The following is a 19669-nucleotide window of genomic DNA, read 5'->3' on the forward strand; positions in this document are numbered from 1 at the left end:
CGTGACGTCTATCTAGACTACAATAGCACAAGCGGATGTAATTCAGACCTTTTCAGCGGTGTGCTGATTACATAGGTAAGAGCATTCCATCCGCAGCGTGCGATATGCACCTCTGAAGCGGGTATATATTTCTCCTGTTGTTCTTGTAGAAATGACCTTAGTTTCGTATCAGACAGCAGCTCATTTTCCCCAGGAATCATCCGGGTATGAAGAGCAATCCACAGCATATAGCAATGACTTTTCAGGATTTCATCCGGCTCTTGATCTCGTTTCCGTTCTCGTTTCCCTTCCCGCTGTAGTTCCTGCTCTAGCAAAGAACGCAGCTGCTCTACTACCCAAATCGGTGCATGAACGAGTGCCATCTTCATCGCTGGAGATAGGGCAGACAGCAGCATCCCAGGAGATGGATCACTGCGCAGCATAGAAGAAAAACCGTACCATGCACCGATACGAATGAACATTTGGCAGGCATCCGCGGCAGAGGAGAATCGATGCAATTGAGGTTTATCCAAACCAGTCTGCATGCCGCGATGCCCTAATTTGAGTGCAGTCTTGCTATATTCTAAGGCCGCTTGGATGGTTTCTGTCGGTTCACGGTGGGCTGGAGATTGTACCCACGGCTGAATATAACGGCAGGCCGTGCTGTATTCTCCGATCTGTGCTTGTAAAAGTGCTTCTATCCAGGGTTGGGCCAAAAAGGCACCCTGCAGGTCTTCTTTATGTTTTACAATCCAAGCTGGCTGTTGCAAATCGAGCATGAGATAAAATACGAGCAACTGTACTTTTTTCGGAATTCCATGCTTCTTCACCCAATCATTCAACTGCTCTATCTGCCCGGTACCAACAACAAGCGGAAGCCATCTCTGCCATGCCGGCACATAATCTGGTCGGTACTCAAGAGAAACCCTATAAGATTCACAAGCTTTCTTCCACTGACCTTGCCGCTCTAGCAGCATCCCTTGTAAATAAGCGGTCCGGTAAGTCCCCGCTCCCGACACCGAGGTATACTCCCTCGATATACACATACCATCCAGCACATGAAGAGCCTTGTTATCTTGTCCCTCATCCATGAGGAGTACAGCATGAAGCTCCTGTAGATCAGCAAAGTTAGGAAAAGCAGTCAGTCCTTGCTCAATCTGCTGCAGTGCATCTTTTGCCCGGCCTGTTTCTCTAAGTGCATACATCGTTTTTAGGAACAGATCGGAAGCATAACCTTCCGTAACAGGCAGACTCGCAAGCAGCGGTTCAAAGATAGGAAGTGCCTGCGAATAGTCTGCTTGCTGAAAATATTCTGTGCCCAGGGCATATAGCAGTTCTCTGTTTTTTGAATCAGCAGCCAGCGCCTCCTTAATAAGCCGAAGATTGCGCTCGGTTTTATTTTTTTGTTCAATAATATGGGTGAGGTAGCCGTAGTGAATAATTTCCAGGTCACAGCGCTTTAACTGCTGACCCGGCTTCGCTTGAACTGCAGAGGCAATCTGTTCGTGAATGGATCCGCTAAACTTTATTTCGGGATCATTACGAAACAACCGGCACACATAGTCTGTTACCTGCTCATCGCCTTGGTGTCCAAGTAGACTTTTGATTTGCAGTTCATATCCTGCAGCCGCTTCATCTGCACAAAGTGCACACAATTTTTCTTTCTGACCATCAGCAACACATTCATCTGCATCCAGAACGAGAATCCATGGCTTGGTAGCGAGTTTTAAAGATTCATTTCGTGCAGCTGCAAAATCAGACTGCCATGAATACGAAATGACCTGTGCGCCGTATTTTTCTGCTATGGAACAGGTTGCATCTACCGAGCCGGTATCGAGAATGATCACTTCCGATACCATATCAGCTACGGAAGACAAGCACTGGGAGAGAACCCATTCTTCATCTCTGACAATCATACAAAGGGACACAGGAGAATCTGGATTCATTCGCGTATAAGCCTCCTCTTATCCTTAGTGGATGTGATCTACCTAAATCCGTCTGGCCATGGAAGTCTAAGCCGAATATGCTGGACAAGACGAGTGTTCACATCACCATTTGCCTGCGTTTGGATTGCAGATAGATGCCCGTCTGCTGCCGAAACCATACTGCTTACATACTTCTTCGTTCCCACTAGAGCTGTCTCAGACAAGGCTTCTCTGTTCTTTTCTAAGATACTGCGCCAGACGCCTGTAATCCCTACAAACATCTCTCTCTTCCCCGCATGATCCGCTGCTTCCAGAAGTTCTGCAAAGCTAGACCAAGTCTCCTCGGTTAAAGGCTTTAACTCCTTATCTATCCCCTGTTCGATGAGGAGAATGGCCTGATCTTTAAAGACCTGCTTCTTCCCTGCACCAGAAGGGATATCTAAACTCCACATCAGCCAATCTTTCTCTTGTTCAGAAAAGTCAGGGTTCTCGTGCAGCAGACGAGCTGCACTCTCCCAATCCCCGCTCCGCCACCGCGCCATGGGCTTACTTACATGGATCGTCTTATGAAGAACGGACGGCTGATCCCATTCCTGCAAAATGGATAAGACAGCTAAGTAGCATCTGCTATCATTCAGGATTCCAATCATTTTCCACATTGCTTCTTGTGATTCTATACGAAAGCGTGCCTCGATAAGCTCTGGCAGTCGCTCCTCCTGTCTAGTAACCTGCAGGATACGGCAGATCCGGTATAACGGCGGAAGCAGACTTGGCTTATACCGAACTGCCTCGACATAGGCATCTACGGCTTCTTCGAGCGCTTCTCTTTGTTCCGCATACTGACCTAGCATATAGAGCGTTTGGAAGGTGCCGATCCCTTCCTCTGTATGGTACATCTCCGCTGCAGGCCCCATATGGAGGGCTTCTTGAAGAATCTTTTCGGCCTCCTCTGTTCTCCCGAGCGTATTCTGGGTAAAGGCCTCAGCATGCAGCAGATCTGTATAGCCCGGGTACAGTCTACGCCCTTCCGCAATCTTTTCCATTGCCTCTCCCCATTGCCCAAGTGCCTGCAGACATCGCACTTCATATTTAAGAACCAAATGCGCATAACTGACACGTGCGGGGTCTAAGCCGCTCCATGACTTCTGAAAACACCTTAACGCCTGCTGTAGTTCCCCCATTCGTAAGTACTCCACACCCAGATTGTAATCATGAAACGGATTCCCAGGATCTTCTTCGATAATTTGCTGGAGCAGCTCCATATTTCGATTCACTTTGTTCTTAGCAGAGACAATCGTCTCGCTGTACCCGTAATGATGAATAATTACATCGGTCATATGAAAATGAGCTTCTGTCCGTTGACTCACAATGGATTCGGCGATCTGTTCATGAATTCTTCCCTGAAAACGGTACTCTGGTCGATGCCGAAACATACGAAGTACCGGATTAATCGTGACTCCACCCGAACCGTTTCCTGTATAATTATGGATTTGTAAAAAGTAACCTTCGATCCCATCCTGCTGCGCCCAAATCGGAAGTTCTCTTGCTCCCTGTTCATCTATTCTTTCATCTGCATCAAGAAACAGAATCCAGTCACCGGCAGCTGCCTCAAGCCCCGCATTTCTAGCCGCCGCAAAATCATGAGACCACGTAAAGTGGACGATAGAAGCGCCGTAACTTTCTGCGAGCTGAACCGTGTTGTCTGTTGAACCCGTATCCACAACGATGATTTCATCAACAGCTCCCTGTACACTTTCAAGACATGCGGGCAGCATTTGTTCCTCATCTTTTACGATCATGCATAGAGAAATGGTTTGACTCGGCAATTCTCACACCCCTCTCCTTCTTGCCTGACCGTCCCAAGCTGTTTTCCAGTTCAGGTCATCTAACCTTTGCAGACTGCCCGTGAGATCGGCAACATCCTGAGCTAAGGTAGCATATGTGCTTTCTGAGGTTTTTGCAGTTTCAGTATTCAGCATTCGTACAGCCGCTTCTCTTGCCAGTTGCAAGCAGCTGGCTGCTGCCCCTATCCTAGCGCGGTTATGATCTTTGGATAGTGTGACTGCCTGCTCAAATAAAGCAAGGGACTCCGAGTAGTTCGCACGGTCATACATAAATTCGGCCAGGTGAGACATCCCCTCTAAATGAAGGTGCCCTTTTGCTAATTGCTCTAAGTACTGCTCTGCTGCCTCCAATCGGTAACCGTGTTTATATAAAAGATCCGCTGCTGTACCAGGTGACAATAACCCAGCCTTTTTCATGAATAGCAGCAGATCTTTCTGCCCGCAGGCTGCCGCTCGGTCCGCTAGTTTCTCTGCTTTCTGAAGTAGTATTCCTAAATCCAGCTGAGGAAGATCTTGAGTTTCATTCTGCTGTTTTATGTTTAACAACTGCCGCTCTATCTCCAAATAGAACACGCTGTCCTCATTACTATGCTTATAGAACACTTGCGGTAATGGCTCAGCACAGGACCATGAACAGATCGCCCAGTCCATTACGGCTAAATCTATTTGCTTCTGATCGTATGGAGATATCGGCAGATTACTGAATTCCTCAGTAAGTCCCTTGATTCGCTCTAATAACAGCTGGGATCGCTGTATTGCTTGGGGCTTTCTTTGGGTCTGAATCAGACAGGCGCGGGCCCAGCTTTCCTCTTCTATGCCAATGGATTGCACAGGCAGAATGGATAGAGCCGCTTCATATGCTCCGCACGACATGAGTGCATAAGCCGCCTTTTGCAGATGTCCGGGGTTCTCTCTGTCGATTAACTCCACTAAAACTTGCTGAATAGAGGGATCTGCTATCCCTTCTTTTTGCAGCAAATCAGCTAACCCGCTTATCGCCGGAAGATAACCTTGATGTGCCTTTATAGCAGCCCGGTAGTGATCCTCTGCATCGGATGATCTCCCCTTGCGTTTATCTATTTCTGCCATATGGGTGAGTGGAATATAGCTGTCTGCCCCAGCCTCCGTAACATAAAGTGCAACTTGGTTCTGGGTAGAAATAGAGGACTTCACTGCTTTTTCAAAATAGCCATAAGCTTGCTCAGACATCCCGTACTCCTGTTCAACAAGCCCAAGCAGAGTGTAAAGATCAGGATAATCTCTATACCGCCTGATTTCTGCCAGCAATAAATTCCTTGCCTGTTCTAACTCCTGGTTTGCATAAAGCAGCTTTCCTAAGTCCCGTACTAAAGTCGCTCGGTATGGAGCATTCACGGGGCTGCTACTTAGTGCCTGCAAGAAAGCTATTCTAGCCTGCTCCCTATCTTCTAATTGGCAGTACGTTACCCCAAGATTGTAGAGATGAAAAGCATCATCCGGGTTTATTAGTAGCGCCTGCTGGATTATTTTCAAATTACGCAGAGCCGTCTGTCTACTCTCAATGACCGCAGGAAGATACCCATAATGATTCACTTTCAGCGGACAGATGGAAGGAGGCATGGAGGCTGTTTTTGTCCTAGTCGAAGAGCATTTCACTCCATGCCCTATATTCAGCCGAATATTCAGTCCGATCTCTCCCAAAGACTCTTGATCTGCTTGAACAAGCTGTTCGTGAATCAGCCCTTCATACCGGTAACCATATCTATTTCGAAACACGCGCGGTGCAAAATAATGAATACACTCCTCGGGACCAGATCCCGTCCAGTTCACAAGTTCAATCAGACACTGGCTTCCTTCTTCCTGACTCAGAAACTCCTTAATCTCTTCCTGCCCGGCTATCACCTGTTCATCTGCATCCAGCACTAGAATCCAATCTGTATTTGCATGCACTAACCCTGCATTACGGGCTTTTGCAAAGTTATGCTCCCACGGACTGCGAATTACCGTCGCTCCGTACTCTTCTGCTATGGCAATAGACCGATCGGTAGAACCCGTATCGACAATAATCAGCTCATCAGCCAGCGTATGAACCTGTTCCAAACATGCGCCTAGCCATTTTTCTTCGTTATATACAATCAGGTGAACTCCCAAAGTAGGAATACTCATCGTGAACTCTCCCCCGGTTACAAAAAAAATACATGGGCCTCTGTTGAGGCTCCATGTACGTATATGTGTGCAGCGCTTATTATGTGCCTTGTCCGTTGAAATACACACTAATGGTGGCAGGTATTCCTGGCGTGCTGGATCTATAAGCAAGCCTTGTATATTTGAGAAAACGCTGCGGAACAAGCACATCAACAGATCCTGCAGCAATTCCTGTAACTGTATCCACATCAGTGAACCAGTTCGTACCATTCGCGCTGATTTCAACCCTTGCATCCGCACTGCCTGTTGTCCCTGAGTTATACACAAAGAAAGAGTAGGTTCCAAACACACTTGTCGTGACTGGAGATAGCGGGGTGTAAGCATCCGCTGTAGTAATGCCAAGCGTCGGAATTTCCTGAAAGCTTTTCTGTGATATGGATGTAATACTATCTAGTCTTCCGGCTGTAATGGTTGCTCCGAGTACACTTGTGATCGTACCGTTCAGCAAACTCGATAGAGTTCCTGCTGTGATGGTTGTTCCCAGTACACTCGTTATCGTCCCTGCGGTAATTGTGGTTCCTAGTACACTCGTCAGCGTTCCCGCTGTTATCGTTGCTCCGAGCACACTTGTCAGTGTTCCATCCAACAAGTTCGTGAGTGTACCTGCAGTGACTGTGGCTCCTAGCACTCCCGTTATCGTCCCTGCGGTAATTGTGGTTCCGAGTACGCTCGTCAGCGTTCCTGCTGTGATCGTTGCTCCGAGTACACTTGTCAGGGTTCCATCCAACAAGTTCGTGAGTGTACCTGCTGTGACTGTCGCTCCCAGCACGCTCGTCAGTGTTCCATCCAGCAAGTTCGTAAGTGTACCTGCTGTGACTGTCGCTCCCAGCACGCTCGTCAGTGTTCCATCCAGCAAGTTCGTAAGTGTACCTGCCGTAACTGTAGCTCCTAGCACACTCGTCAGCGTTCCCGCTGTGATCGTTGCTCCGAGTACACTTGTCAGTGTTCCATCCAACAAGTTCGTGAGTGTACCCGCCGTAACTGTAGCTCCCAGCACGCTCGTCAGTGTTCCATCTAACAAGTTCGTGAGTGTACCTGCCGTAACTGTGGCTCCCAGTACTCCCGTTATCGTCCCTGCTGTAATCGTTGCTCCGAGCACACTCGTCAGTGTCCCGTCCAACAAGTTCGTGAGTGTACCTGCCGTAACTGTAGCTCCTAGTACTCCCGTTATCGTCCCTGCTGTGATTGTAGTTCCGAGTACGCTCGTCAGCGTTCCCGCTGTGATCGTTGCTCCGAGCACACTTGTGAGTGTCCCCGCCGTAATTGTCGTCCCGAGTACACTTGTAATTGTACCCGCAGTAATGGATACGCTCGTGATGATAGGCATGTTACTAATCGTACCATCCAAAATAACACCCACCAGATTACCTGATGGATCCGTACGCACAGGATGGGATACTTCGTCATTATCCGTACCATATATCAGCGTTCTTAAATTGTCCGGGTTTAAATTAAAACTTGAAAAGTTTGGCATCAAGGGCCTCCTCCATAGAACATGATCTAACACCGCAGCAGTGCTACGTCATTCTATGCCAGGACCCAGCGAGTAGTAACGGCTCAAGCCGCACTCTTTTTTTCAGGGTAAGGACAACCCAAACCAAAGACTCATTTTTTCCATATACTAGTCTTGGATAATATTTATCATTAGCCGTGTTCAAGCAGCCATAACGAAGGAAACTTAGGAACTGAATTCTACTAAAGGAGGAAGATTGATGACCAACTATCATGTATTTAATTCACCCAATCGGCCTTTGTACACACAGCAGATGAATACTTATGTATCCCCTGGTGTTGAAGCTACTCCTGATGCAGGAGCTGCGGCCGCTGGAAGACTGTTCTCCTTAACAACGGGAAACGTTGCGGTAGCTTCGGGTAGCAGTCTGTTATTACAGGTAGTTAACCCCGCAGGCAGCGGTCGTACTCTATACTTCTCGCAAGCGATTGGGGGGACTACTGCTGCTGCTTCGCTTATTTTATACCGGGGAGGCACGTTAACTGGCGGAGCTGGATTGACTCCGATTAATAATCTTTTTGGAAGCCCGATTACAAGTGTAATGACAGCGCAGCAAGTAACGGGTTCCATTACAGGAAGCCCTGTCAGCATCATGAGCATTCCTCTAACCTCAGGTGCTTATCAAGTTCGGCTTCCGGGGACAATCCTTGTTCCACCAGGTCAATCCGTAACATTTAGTCTTGGAACAGGTGCACTGACGGGATCCATCAATGTAAGCTGGTGGGAATTTTAAAATGAAAAGTTATGAAGGAGGGATACTACTCTATGCCTAACGATCACATTTTTAATAGTGCGAAAAAACCTCTGCAACAGCTCCAACTAAATACGTATCAGTCCCCCAGCGCAGCAGCTCCTACAGAAGCGAGTGCAAGTCAGGCGGGAAGGCTGTTTACAGCAGGAGCAACGAACTCAGCTACGCTTGGACTGCTTGGCGGATCTTCTATCATTACCATACAGCTGACCAATCCCGCAGGCAGTGAAAGAACCGCATATATTTCTCGCATTTCGGGCGGCATCAATGTTTCACTTAGCTTGTTATCCTCATTTACCGGGTCTATGACAATTAGTAGAAATGGTACTTTAACAGGACCGACTACACTGACAGCCTCTAACTTAAATTTTGCAAGCAGTAACTCAAGTCTTATGACTGTCCGCTCATCTACCTCTGCTTCTACTGGAGGAACTTCCATTCTCTCCATGCCTCTAGCTCCAGGACCCCTTGAATATAACGAGTTCGGAGATTTTATCATCCCTCCAGGTCAATCTTTCTCAATAACCATAAGCGGCGCTTTGTCTGTTGCAGGGGTTCTTGCCAGTACAGCCAACCTCGTCTTTTGGGAGGTCTAGACAGACTCTGCCTCTGTTCTTTTCATAGATTTTGTGGTTTCTTTGTTAGACTTTTCGCCCCATAAGAAGGAACCTAATGCAAAACCAATAAGTCCAATCACAGCCACCGTACATCCAATCCAAAAGAAGGTCGCTTGCACCCCAGCAGATTCAATAACAAACCCTCCAAAGAGCGGTGCAGATACAAGCACGACACTAACCACCGTATTACTTATACCAAAGACACGTCCGACCATATCCTGGCGGCTTTCTTTTTGCATAATGGTCTGGTTGGTTACCATGAATAGACCATTTCCTACTCCGATCAGAACAGCAAACAGGACAATAGATAGAGCCCCATGTGCATCCCCAAGCAGTCCCAATCCAGCGATGCCAAGTCCAATTCCAAGGTATCCGCCTCCGAGTCCAAGCACATAGGAGAGCTGCCCTATCCTATTAATAAGTACCATAACAACAACCGACCCTGCTCCAATGGCTGCTACAAGAATACCAAGCATCGACTCCCGGTCTGGAGCTATTTCCCTAAGCAGTACGGTAAACTGATAATCAATCATGAGCAGCGCAAATAACCCAAACACAGCATATATTAAAGTGCAGATCAGTATTCTCTGCTGAAAAAGATACCCCCATCCTTCCTTCCATTCAGTCCATAGGGAGGGATGCCCGCTGGCAGAATCTATTGCCTTCGATTCCACGTCAAGTTTCTCCTCTTCAAGGGACAAGTTCTCAGTGAGCAACAACTTGTCCCTCACCGATTCCACACCCCTTATACTCCACAACAATGATGCGGAGGCAAATCTCGCACAAGCTCCAATAGCGATACATACTTGCGGTGAAAAAACGGCAAGTGTTACTCCTCCGAGAAGAGGACCTGCAATTTTGGAAAACTGGTTAACCAGACCATTTAGTGAAGTAGCCTGAATGAGCTGTTCTTCCCTTACGAGCGATCTTGTCATCGCTTGATGTGCGGGCATGATAAAAGAAGAGACAGCTGCACGGCACATGAGTATAGGAATGACCGCATAAGGATGGGAAGCCGTGAGGAGGATGAAGGTAAGCATACCTGTTAAGAGATCTGCCAACATCATGAGCTTTACTTTTGGAAAACGGTCTGCTGCCACTCCTGCAAATGAACCAAGAATAAGACCTGGCAATGCCATCGCCACAGGAACCAGGGCTAGTGTAACCGGGCTTGCTCCCCACCTGTACACCATAATAATCTGGATCGCAATTGCATCAAACCATTCTCCAAAAGAAGCCGTCGCATAAGCGGTAAACATCCGCATAAAATGTTTGTTTTTCAATAAGCTGCTCTCGCTTTTGCGTTTGGGTGTTATAAAATTGATTGTCATATGAAGAATCCCCCGTCACCGTAAGTTTGTTCTTACGATAACGGAACATTGTCAGAGGAATATCAGACAGAAGCGAGGAAATTTAATATTCTGTCATGTGCTGGGCCTAGTAAAGCATCATATTGATGCTTCTCATTTAATTCAGCGAGAATACGCTTCAGCTTTAGCTTCAAAGTTTTGGTCTCTTTTTCAAGAGTTGGGTGAGGATTTCGATCTATATAACGCAGGAACTGTCCAAGCGAGATGAGCAAATGCGGGGTGCTTTTAGACTCGTAATATACTTGCATTCCTAAATCAACAGAAGAGATCGCATCTTGAATAATCCCCTGCGAATACTGCCAGATTCCCTCCAAGAAATGAAACCGAATCAGCTCTCGAAGATAAGGTGTATCCTCCAGCATGAGACGGATTTGATCCATCTTCTTGTTCACTTTATCAGGTTCATTCTGCAAGATATAGAGGTACAGCTCAGCAGCAGCCACTGGAATATGAAACCCGATCAGTTCATCTTCCTTTACAACCCAGCGGGTCTCGATTAACCGTTTCTCCGCCTCTGCAAATCGGCCATTCTCTGCATAGATGTCTATGATATTCAGGATATACATCTCCCTATGCTGATGAGGAGACAGCAGACCCGATTGAAGGATCTTCTCTAAAAGTCCAAGTGCTTCTTCAGGCGGAATAAGGATCCCATATAGAATCGATATCCAGTAGAGCTGATCGTGAACAGGCGCGGTGTGGTCATGTACAAAATAGGCCAGATCTCCATCTAGAAAATGCAGATATCTGGAATAGTATGAATTAACCTCAATCCCAAGTACCTCCTGCTGCGCAGCAAGAGCCATCATGGAGTCGCCTTGACCAAGCAAATGATATTTCTGAAACAGCTGACCTACCGCCGCTTGTAATTCCGCATCATAGAGGGAGGGACGCATACGCGGACCATTCGTTTCATGTAAGCTCAGTCGATATCCTGTACCGCGTACGGTAAGAAGTTCGAATTCAGGAAGAGAAACGAGCTTTTTACGAAGCCGATAAATGTGATCATCCACCGTACGCTCTGAAGGGTATTCCATCCCCCACACCTGATTCAGAAGATGCTCCCTGGTAAAGGTTTGCCCTTGATGGCGAGCTAAAAAGATAAGGAGTGCATACTCTTTTGCCAGCAAGTATTGCTTTGCCTGACGGGGTAGTAACAGAGTAGATGCCTTCATCAAAATCAATCATGAGATCTCCTCCGTTTGTCTTTATCGTTCACTCTCTTTCATCTCATTTTACACGCTGCGCTAACGACATTACTTCCGCATTTATTAACAAAAAAACCGGCACTCTAAGAGTGCCCGCTTCCTGTTCCATGCTCTAAGAGCATGGCTCTAACCAAGATCTCTACCCAAGAACAACCCGATCATCAGCGAGTGTTGTTCCGCTAATCTGCTCGAACTCCCGCAGCAGTTCAGTCACGGTGAGGGATGCTTTGCGCTCCGCATTTACATCAAGGATAATCCGGCCCTTATCCATCATAATCAGCCGGTTCCCCAGCCGAATCGCTTGTTCCATATTATGAGTTACCATCAGGGTAGTCAGGTTCATTTCTCGGACAAGCGTTTCTGTGATGCTCGTAATCAGCTCAGCCCGTGATGGGTCAAGTGCAGCAGTATGCTCATCGAGAAGCAGTATCTCAGGGCGAGTAAATGTCGCCATAAGCAGGCTGAGCGCCTGTCTTTCCCCGCCAGACAAGAGTCCTACCTTGGCTCTAGTCCGATTTTCAAGTCCAATCCCGAGCTTCTCCAGTTGTTCCCGGAATAGATGCTTCGTCCCCTTACTAATTCCAAAAGAAAGCCCTCTTGATTTGCCGCGGCGGTAAGCCATCGCGAGATTCTCTTCAATCGTCATCTGAGGCGCAGTCCCTGCCATCGGGTCCTGAAATACCCGGCCGATCCACTGACTCCGCTTATATTCTGGCAAACCGCTTATCGTCTTATCTTTAATTCTCACTTCTCCGGCATCGGGTCTCAGTACACCTGATATCACATTCATCAAGGTAGATTTGCCTGCCCCATTACTACCGATGACTGTTACAAAGTCGCCTTGGTTTAGGGTTAAATTCGCATCCATCAACGCAATTTTTTCATCTACCGTACCTGGATTAAATAATTTGGAGACATGATCAATGTGCAGCATTATAGACCACCTCCTACATTTTTTCCTGTATACCCTGTTCCAGATAACAGATCTGCCGTCCGCTTCTTCGCCATCTTCTTCTGCTTTATTTTTCGCTGAGTGGAAGGAATAAGCAGTGCCAGAATGACGATCACGGCAGTAATAATCTTAAGGTCCGAAGTCTCCAGCCATTCGATACGATAAGCTAACATGACCACAATTCGGTATACAACCGAACCAAGAATGACGGAAACAATTGCCCAAAAGATACTCCGCTTACCAACAATCGCTTCCCCGATGATGACAGAAGCCAGTCCGATCACGATCATTCCGATCCCCATCGAAATATCTGCAAATCCAGACTGCTGTGCAATAAAAGCACCGGACAAAGCAACAAGACCATTGGACAAGCTGATCCCTACGAGCTTGGTTATGTCTGTATTCGCACCAAAGCTGCGAATCATACGCTCATTGTCACCCGTTGCGCGAAGGGCAAGTCCTAGATTTGTTTTAAAGAAAATATCAAGAAGCAAGATCACGATGACAGAAATGATCAGCATGAAATACAGAGGAGATACACCTGTAAACAGCGTATCCGTATTAATCAGCGACACGTTGGGAGCTTTGAGAATTCGCATATTAATCGAATAGAGGGCAATCATCATCAGAATACCGGATAACAGGCCATTGATTTTCCCCTTGGTGTGCAGCAGTCCTGTACATGCCCCCGCCGCAACTCCTCCGCCAAAAGCAGCCAGGGTGGCAACCCAAGGAGCGTGTCCCGCTGTTATCATCACTGCCGCAATGGCCCCGCCTGTCGTGAAACTTTGGTCAACCGTTAGATCGGGGAAGTCGAGAATCCGAAATGTAATATATACGCCCAGCGCCATGAGTCCATATAAAAGCCCCAGCTCAATCGCTTTTGGCGTGGATGCAAGCAGTTCGAGCAGTGTACTAACCATACTTTTCTCCTCCTAGTTAAAGAGAACAGGGTGAGAGTCCCGCCCTGTTCCGCATTGCTGTCCTGTTCCTAGTTACCATTCAGTTTGCCTAACCTAAATACCATACATCTTGTCTAACCTATTACTGAATAATATTGGTTTCCTGATCTGTTACGCTTGCCTTCATTTCCTCTGTGACTTCAATTCCTTGTTCTGCAGCCGCACTGAGGTTAAGAATAAGATCAAGTTTGTCTGGTACGGTAATCGCAAGATCGGCTGGATTTGCACCATTTTTTAGAATATCTACAGCCATTTCGCCTACTTGATATCCATGGTCAAAATATTTAAAACCTACGGTTGCGAATGCACCTTTCTCTACCGTATCACGGTCACTGGAGAAGAACGGAATATCTTTATCGTTCGCAATTTTGATAATTGTATCTACTGCACTTACCACGGTATTATCGAGTGTAATGTAGAGGGCATCGACTTTGCCGACTAGGGAATCTGCTGCCTGCTGTACCTCGGACGTATTCGTGACTGAGGCTTTAATGAGTTCAATATTATGCTCCTTGAAAGCTGCTTCCGCATTGCCCGCCATAACTACCGCATTAGGTTCTCCTTCATTAAGTACAAGGCCGACTTTTTTAATCTCCGGCATTTGCTGTGCAATGAAAGAAGCCAGTGTCTTAATTGCCTCTGGATTCGTATCCGATGCTCCTGTAACATTGCCGCCCGGTTTCTCTAGATTGGTCACAAGTTTTGCATTCAGAGGATCTGTTACCGCAGCGAATAGTACAGGCTTATCTTTTACCTGCTGGACAACAGCTTGAGCAGAAGGGGTAGCTATACCGAGCACAAGATCACTTTTATCTGTAGCAATCTTCTGAGCAATGGATAGGTTATTCGCAGCATCGGCTTGGGCATTGCTGAGGTCAATCTTCAGATTGTCTTCCTCTACCAGACCACCGTCCTTCAAAGCAGCCATAAAACCTTCTCTTGTGGCATCTAGCGAAGGATGTTCAACGTACTGCGAGATCGCAATGGTATACATCTTCTTTTCGCCTGCGGAATCTCCGCCTTCTCCGCCCGAGGTACCGTTCGTCCCCGTACTCCCTGCATCGTTTCCACAACCTGCTGCCAAAGCCATCGAAGCACCAAGAATCAAAGACATCCACATTTTTTTCTTCATATTATAAGACCCCTCTCTTTTTCTTCTCGCTTACTGTACTCCCACTTCATACATACCTCTTACACACGGTGTTACATAGTAGCATTACTGTGTTAAAGCGTGCGGAGCTAAAAAGGCATCATCCCTTCAAGTTCCTCCAAGATGAACCGTTTGCAAGAATTAGAAAACGGGTCACCCACGCGTTTATTAACGCATGGTCAGAAACAACTTTTCCCTAATATTACGGGTGCTTGTACTATTCGTCAATTACTACTTTTACTGGAAGTTACAAAAATAAAAAGAAAACGCCACAATGGAACCTAAGTTCCATTCTGACGTTTCCCTAATTAAGATGATTTTATCTTATACGTACAGCAGCGTCCGCCTTTGGCAAGGCATTCGGTGCGGGTTACCGAAGCTTGCAGCAGGGATTCGAATAATTCTAACTCACAGCGGCATGCCTGTTGATATACATCGGCAACCTCAGAAATCGGGCAATTATATTCACGCAGAATATAACCTTCTTCGTCTTCTGTAAGTTCCGTCATATAACCGCCATCATTTTGAATCCGTGCCAAAGAATGAACCCGGCTCTCTAGATCTTTGTCTTCCATCTCTTTAATATATCGTTCGCGAAGCTTGTTTCTGCGCCTCTCAAACAATAAATCGATCATTTCCTCACCGGCTTCGTCTTGCAGTTCCTCAAGCAGATCCAGCGTAACCTTTGGATAGGTTTTGGGGAACAATGTTTCACCTGTATCCGTGAGTCCATACACGGCAGAAGGACGGCCAGCAGTCTGCCGAACTAGATGAGGGGCAATATACCCGTCCTTCTCCAGTGTTGCAAGGTGCCTGCGTACCGCCATCTCTGTAATCTTCAGTTCGGCAGTGATCTCACGGGCACTCAGCGGACCTTGAAGCTTTAACATGTGCAGCACTTGCTGGCGTGTTGACATATCTCTTGGTGCACTCATAAGAATCACCTGCTTTCGTGTTTATGAGATCGAAGCAGCCGCTACGTTCGCTTTCTCCCGGCAAGCATCCGAACAGTACAAGTCATGCTCTTCCGCACAAGAATCACAGGACACATACTGTAAATTACATGTCGGGCAGTTCACATATTGGTCTTCTATCGTTCCGCAGTGATAGCAGGAAGCAATCACAATATCTTCGTCTGTACGGTTAATCGGTACAGAAATACGTTCGTCAAATACATAGCATTTACCGTCAAACAGTCTGCCCTGAACCTCAGGATCTTTACCATAAGTAACAATTCCGCCTTCAAGCTGAGCGACATCCTGGAATCCTTCTTTTAGCAAGAAACCGGTAAGTTTCTCACAGCGAATCCCGCCTGTACAATACGTAATGACTTTCTTGTCTTTCACATCGCTGAGGTTCTCACGAATCCACTGCGGGAATTCACGGAAAGACTCGACTTCAGGGCGGATCGCTCCGCGGAAATGCCCAATTTCATATTCATAATCGTTACGGCCGTCAATTACCACAACATCATCGCTTTGCAGCTCTTCATAAAATTCCTTAGGAGAGAGACGTTTGCCGAACAAGACGTTTGGATCCAGCTCTTCTTCATAGCGGAAAGTCACTAGTTCTTTTTTGTGACGCACAAACATTTTTTTGAACGCGTGACCTTCTACTTCGTCAATCTTAAACCAGATATCGCTAAACAGCGGGTTTGCTTTCATATCCTGCATGTATTGCTCTGTTTGCTCATAAGTTCCTGATACCGTTCCGTTGATTCCTTCTTCCGCAATCAGTATCCGGCCTTTCAGTCCTAGATCCTTGCAATATTGTAAATGTTCCTGAGTTAACGTCTCTGGATCATCAATGTGGACAAATTTATAGTACAGCAGTACACGGTAATTAGATTGACTCATTCTCTGTTTCCACCTGTCATTATTTATAGTTCCAAGCTATGAATTAGACGACAACAACGAGGAAGCAAACCTTACGATTGTTCACTTCACAGTTCAATTACAGACCTTTAAACAACAAGAAGCAGCCACAAGAAGGTTTAAAAGTTCCCTCTGCCGCTACATGTGTAAATTCATGGTCAAAATGATATTCCTAGTCTAACGAAGTGTCCCCACTTAGTCAATATAAAGGTATAAAAAGTTGAATAAGCCCTTATCATTGTTCCTCTCTTTCTTTCATAAAAAACGCCCTGTACTCCCTCGCTTAGGAAATACAAGACGTTCTTATTTTGCTAGCTTATTAAGCTTTGATAGATCCCTGAGTTACCCCGTTAATAATCCACTTTTGAGCAAAAATGTAGATGATAATCATCGGCAGCATTGCCATGAGATAGGAAGCGAATGCAAGGTTAAAGTCCGTGTTAAACTGTCCTTGGAAAATATACTGCACAAGCGGCAGGGTATACTGACGCTGATCACTAATCATAATGAGCGGCAGCAGGAAGTCATTATATGTTGATAAGCACGTCAGAATTCCGACGGTAGCACTCATGGGAGCAAGCAGCGGGAAGATAATGCGCCAGAATGTACCCCAAGTCGTTGCTCCATCCACTTTCGCCGCTTCTTCCAGTGCCATGGGGATCGAACGAATATAAGCCACATAGATAAAGATATTAAAGGCAAGACCATACACCGTATGCAGAAAAATGAGACCTACTAAATTCGTCATATGCAGACCAGACGTTAATTTTACGACAGGCAGCATAATAATTTGGAAAGGAATAAACATGGCACTGACAAAATAAAAATATAATCCTTTAAAAAATTTATGATTCATATTTCTGGCGATCGCATAAGCAACAAGCGAATTTGTCAGCAAAGTAAGCATGACGGTTGCTGTAGTAACCAATGTACTGTTCCCGAGTGCTCGGAAGAATCCCGTCATCTCAATTGCTTTTGAGAAGTTACTCCACTGGATATCCGCAGGAAAAGCGAAGATGGACTGACGCATCTGTTCCGGGTTTTTCAGTGCGATGGTAACGGTCATATAGAGCGGAAACAACACAACGATGGTCCCGAGAACAATCAGGGTCATGACGATCCAATTCGTACGATTACGAGATTTCTTCATTATACGTCACCCTCCCTTCTCTGCAGGAAGCGTAGTTGTATGATCGAGATAAAGGCAATCAGAATAAAGTAAATGATGGCATTCGCCGACTGATAAGCAAATTCCCCGCCTTTAAATCCGCCTGTGTAGATCAGATGGGCAATGGACTGCGTTGCCCGCCCAGGTCCGCCATCGGTCATGGCAACAACAAGGTCAAAGACCATAAGCGAGTTCTTCATCGCAAGTACCATATTAATCGTAAAAAAGGGAGCGATCAGCGGGAATGTAATACTCCAGAATTCACGCCACTTACCTGCCCCGTCTAGATTTGAAGCTTCATATAAATCCGTTGGGATCGTCTGCAGACCCGCTAGATAAAGAATCGTGTTAAAAGCAATCCCTTGCCAAATGGCAACGGTAACTACACCGACCCAAGCCAGATCCTGACTGCCTAGAATGTTTGTTGTCAGTGCCGTTAGCCCAAGGCTTTCTCCCCATAATGGAAATACGTTAGAGAAAAGATAATTAAAAATATAGCCGACAATCAGAATACTCAGAATATTCGGTAAGAAGTAGACTGCACGAAAAAAGTTACGAAACTTAATCTTGGCATTTAGACCAAGCGCAATGAGTAAACTGATGATATTAATAAAAATAGTAGCCACCACAGCAAACCTGATGGTAAACCAGTAAGCATTCCCAATATTGCTGTCCTGGAACAGGTTAACGTAGTTTTTGAATCCAATAAAATCATATGTATCTCCGAAACCGTTCCAATTGGTGAATGAGTAGTATAGACCCTGCAAGGCAGGCAAAGTCATAAATATAAAGAAAAGTACCACAGCAGGCAGAGTCATCCAGTAATACGGAGTGAGCCGGTTCTTCATCTTCCATCCTCCTTCGTGAGGAGAGGGACTTTTGGTTCCTTATTTTCAAAAGCCCGTTCTCTCGTCAATCTCTTGTTGATTTATCTGCGATTCGCTACCTTATCCCACTCTTTATCGAGTTTGGCTAGATACGCGTCAATATCTCCATTTTGCAAAAACTCCTGTACGATGGAATTGAGCTCTACTGCCGAAGGAATATAGTGATCGGCAAAGTCTGTGACTTGTCCTTTTTCGATGTAAGGAATTACACCCGCGACACTTGGGTCCTCCTGCTTTACACCCTCTACAGCAGAAAATAAATTCTGTTCTGTAATGTACTGTTTAATGTTGTCTTCACGAAGCAAAAACTTAATAAATTCCATAGACTCCTCTTTATATTTTGTATCATTCGATACCGTCAGGAGCGTATCAATTCCATTAACAAGATTGATCTCTTCTGGGTTGTTACTCGTCGGAAAAGTAAAAAAGCCAATTTCGATATCCGGATTCGCTTTTCTTATTTCCGGGATTGCCCAAGTTCCTTGTATGTACATATAGGCTTCGCCATTTGCAAACGCTCGGTTACCGTCAGCATACGTTTTACCAAAGTTATCACTATGTCCGTAATCTAAAATGGCCAGCTGTTTCTCCGCGATTTCTCTGTACCTTTCCTGAAAAGTCGTTTTGTCTTCTCTGCGATCGATATAAAAATCAATCCCTTCTAGATTCAGAGCTAACGCATTAAAAGAAAGGCTCGCTTGCCAATCATCTTTGTAGGTTAAGTAAAATGGAATTTTTCCTGCATCCTTAATCTTTTTCGCGGTTTCGAGCAGTTCGTCCCAAGTCTTCGGAACGTCCAGCCCCATTTCTTTGAAAAGCGTTTTGTTATACATAATGCCGTTTGCATTCGTTGCATAAGGGATACCGGTCAGCTCATCCATACCGCTTGTATCTGTCACCATCTGAAGGTAACTCGGATTAATGAGATCGATCATCTCTTGATCCGTTTGTTCCATAAAAATATGGCTTTGAGAGAGCACTGAGAAGGTATCCGTCGCTCCAAGCGCTATGATGTCAGGGACATCATTTTTGACAAGTCTTGTCTTGAGCACCGTCTCCGCATCTGGCGGATTCACTTGTGTTACCTCAATCTTGGATTGTTCACTATTGAATTTATCAACCAACTTGTCGAAGGATTCCTTTGCCTCCGATTTATTCTGAAAAAACTCCAGCTGAATCTTGTCCGATGCTCCGCTGGTACTGCATGCGCTCAGTGTCAGCACGGCTCCTCCGATAAGTAAAAGCAGCTTACAACCTTTGAGTATACTAAATCCCATGGTAGCCC

The 19669-nt window shown here is 46.0% G+C and carries 16 protein-coding genes; 2 read left to right on the plus strand and 14 right to left on the minus strand.

Going from position 1 to position 19669, the window contains the following annotated elements; translation table 11 throughout:
• Positions 1 to 17: 17 nt before the first annotated feature.
• The 4 genes from QPK24_RS22600 to QPK24_RS22615 form a co-directional block, all read right to left on the minus strand.
• Positions 18 to 1925, minus strand: coding sequence for a tetratricopeptide repeat-containing glycosyltransferase family 2 protein (locus QPK24_RS22600; protein ID WP_285744922.1), 1908 nt, complete (start codon positions 1923 to 1925; stop codon positions 18 to 20).
• Between the two features lie 38 nt (positions 1926 to 1963).
• Complete coding sequence (locus QPK24_RS22605; RefSeq protein WP_285744924.1) at positions 1964 to 3730, minus strand: TPR domain-containing glycosyltransferase; 1767 nt, start codon at positions 3728 to 3730, stop codon at positions 1964 to 1966.
• A gap of 3 nt (positions 3731 to 3733) precedes the next feature.
• Complete coding sequence (locus tag QPK24_RS22610; protein WP_285744926.1) at positions 3734 to 5893, minus strand: tetratricopeptide repeat-containing glycosyltransferase family 2 protein; 2160 nt, start codon at positions 5891 to 5893, stop codon at positions 3734 to 3736.
• Positions 5894 to 5972: 79 nt separating this feature from the next.
• Complete coding sequence (locus QPK24_RS22615; protein WP_285744928.1) at positions 5973 to 7406, minus strand: DUF6385 domain-containing protein; 1434 nt, start codon at positions 7404 to 7406, stop codon at positions 5973 to 5975.
• Between the two features lie 238 nt (positions 7407 to 7644).
• On the opposite strand from QPK24_RS22615, the gene QPK24_RS22620 reads away from it, so the two are divergent.
• Complete coding sequence (locus tag QPK24_RS22620) at positions 7645 to 8178, plus strand: hypothetical protein (RefSeq protein WP_285744930.1); 534 nt, start codon at positions 7645 to 7647, stop codon at positions 8176 to 8178.
• Positions 8179 to 8210: 32 nt separating this feature from the next.
• The gene (locus QPK24_RS22625) at positions 8211 to 8792 is read left to right on the plus strand and encodes a hypothetical protein (RefSeq protein ID WP_285744932.1); all 582 of its coding nucleotides are present in this window, start codon (positions 8211 to 8213) and stop codon (positions 8790 to 8792) included.
• Here QPK24_RS22625 and QPK24_RS22630 read toward each other — a convergent pair.
• From QPK24_RS22630 to QPK24_RS22675, 10 genes are all read right to left on the minus strand, one after another.
• Positions 8789 to 10144 (minus strand): MFS transporter, encoded by a 1356-nt coding sequence (locus tag QPK24_RS22630; protein WP_285744934.1) that lies wholly within the window; start codon positions 10142 to 10144, stop codon positions 8789 to 8791. The genes QPK24_RS22625 and QPK24_RS22630 overlap by 4 nt on opposite strands.
• A 62-nt stretch (positions 10145 to 10206) precedes the next feature.
• Positions 10207 to 11358, minus strand: a complete 1152-nt coding sequence (locus tag QPK24_RS22635; protein ID WP_285749522.1) for a winged helix-turn-helix domain-containing protein — start codon at positions 11356 to 11358, stop codon at positions 10207 to 10209.
• Positions 11359 to 11530: 172 nt separating this feature from the next.
• Positions 11531 to 12325, minus strand: coding sequence for an ABC transporter ATP-binding protein (locus tag QPK24_RS22640; RefSeq protein ID WP_285744936.1), 795 nt, complete (start codon positions 12323 to 12325; stop codon positions 11531 to 11533).
• Positions 12325 to 13266 (minus strand): ABC transporter permease, encoded by a 942-nt coding sequence (locus QPK24_RS22645; protein ID WP_285744938.1) that lies wholly within the window; start codon positions 13264 to 13266, stop codon positions 12325 to 12327. Before QPK24_RS22645 ends, QPK24_RS22640 begins: the two co-directional genes overlap by 1 nt.
• Before the next feature lie 121 nt (positions 13267 to 13387).
• Positions 13388 to 14437 (minus strand): ABC transporter substrate-binding protein, encoded by a 1050-nt coding sequence (locus QPK24_RS22650; protein ID WP_285744940.1) that lies wholly within the window; start codon positions 14435 to 14437, stop codon positions 13388 to 13390.
• Between the two features lie 326 nt (positions 14438 to 14763).
• Positions 14764 to 15390, minus strand: a complete 627-nt coding sequence (locus QPK24_RS22655) for a helix-turn-helix transcriptional regulator (RefSeq protein ID WP_285744942.1) — start codon at positions 15388 to 15390, stop codon at positions 14764 to 14766.
• Between the two features lie 21 nt (positions 15391 to 15411).
• Entirely contained in the window at positions 15412 to 16311 is a 900-nt protein-coding gene (gene trhO / locus QPK24_RS22660; RefSeq protein WP_285744944.1) for an oxygen-dependent tRNA uridine(34) hydroxylase TrhO, read from the minus strand.
• 337 nt (positions 16312 to 16648) lie between these two features.
• Positions 16649 to 17479 (minus strand): carbohydrate ABC transporter permease, encoded by an 831-nt coding sequence (locus tag QPK24_RS22665; RefSeq protein WP_285744946.1) that lies wholly within the window; start codon positions 17477 to 17479, stop codon positions 16649 to 16651.
• A complete protein-coding gene (locus QPK24_RS22670; protein WP_285744948.1) occupies positions 17479 to 18345 on the minus strand; it encodes a carbohydrate ABC transporter permease in 867 nt (288 codons plus the stop codon). Before QPK24_RS22670 ends, QPK24_RS22665 begins: the two co-directional genes overlap by 1 nt.
• Positions 18346 to 18425: 80 nt before the next feature.
• The gene (locus QPK24_RS22675) at positions 18426 to 19661 is read right to left on the minus strand and encodes an ABC transporter substrate-binding protein (RefSeq protein ID WP_285744950.1); all 1236 of its coding nucleotides are present in this window, start codon (positions 19659 to 19661) and stop codon (positions 18426 to 18428) included.
• Between the last annotated feature and the right edge of the window lie 8 nt (positions 19662 to 19669).

The sequence above is a fragment of the Paenibacillus polygoni genome (assembly GCF_030263935.1).
Lineage (GTDB): Bacteria > Bacillota > Bacilli > Paenibacillales > Paenibacillaceae > Paenibacillus > Paenibacillus polygoni.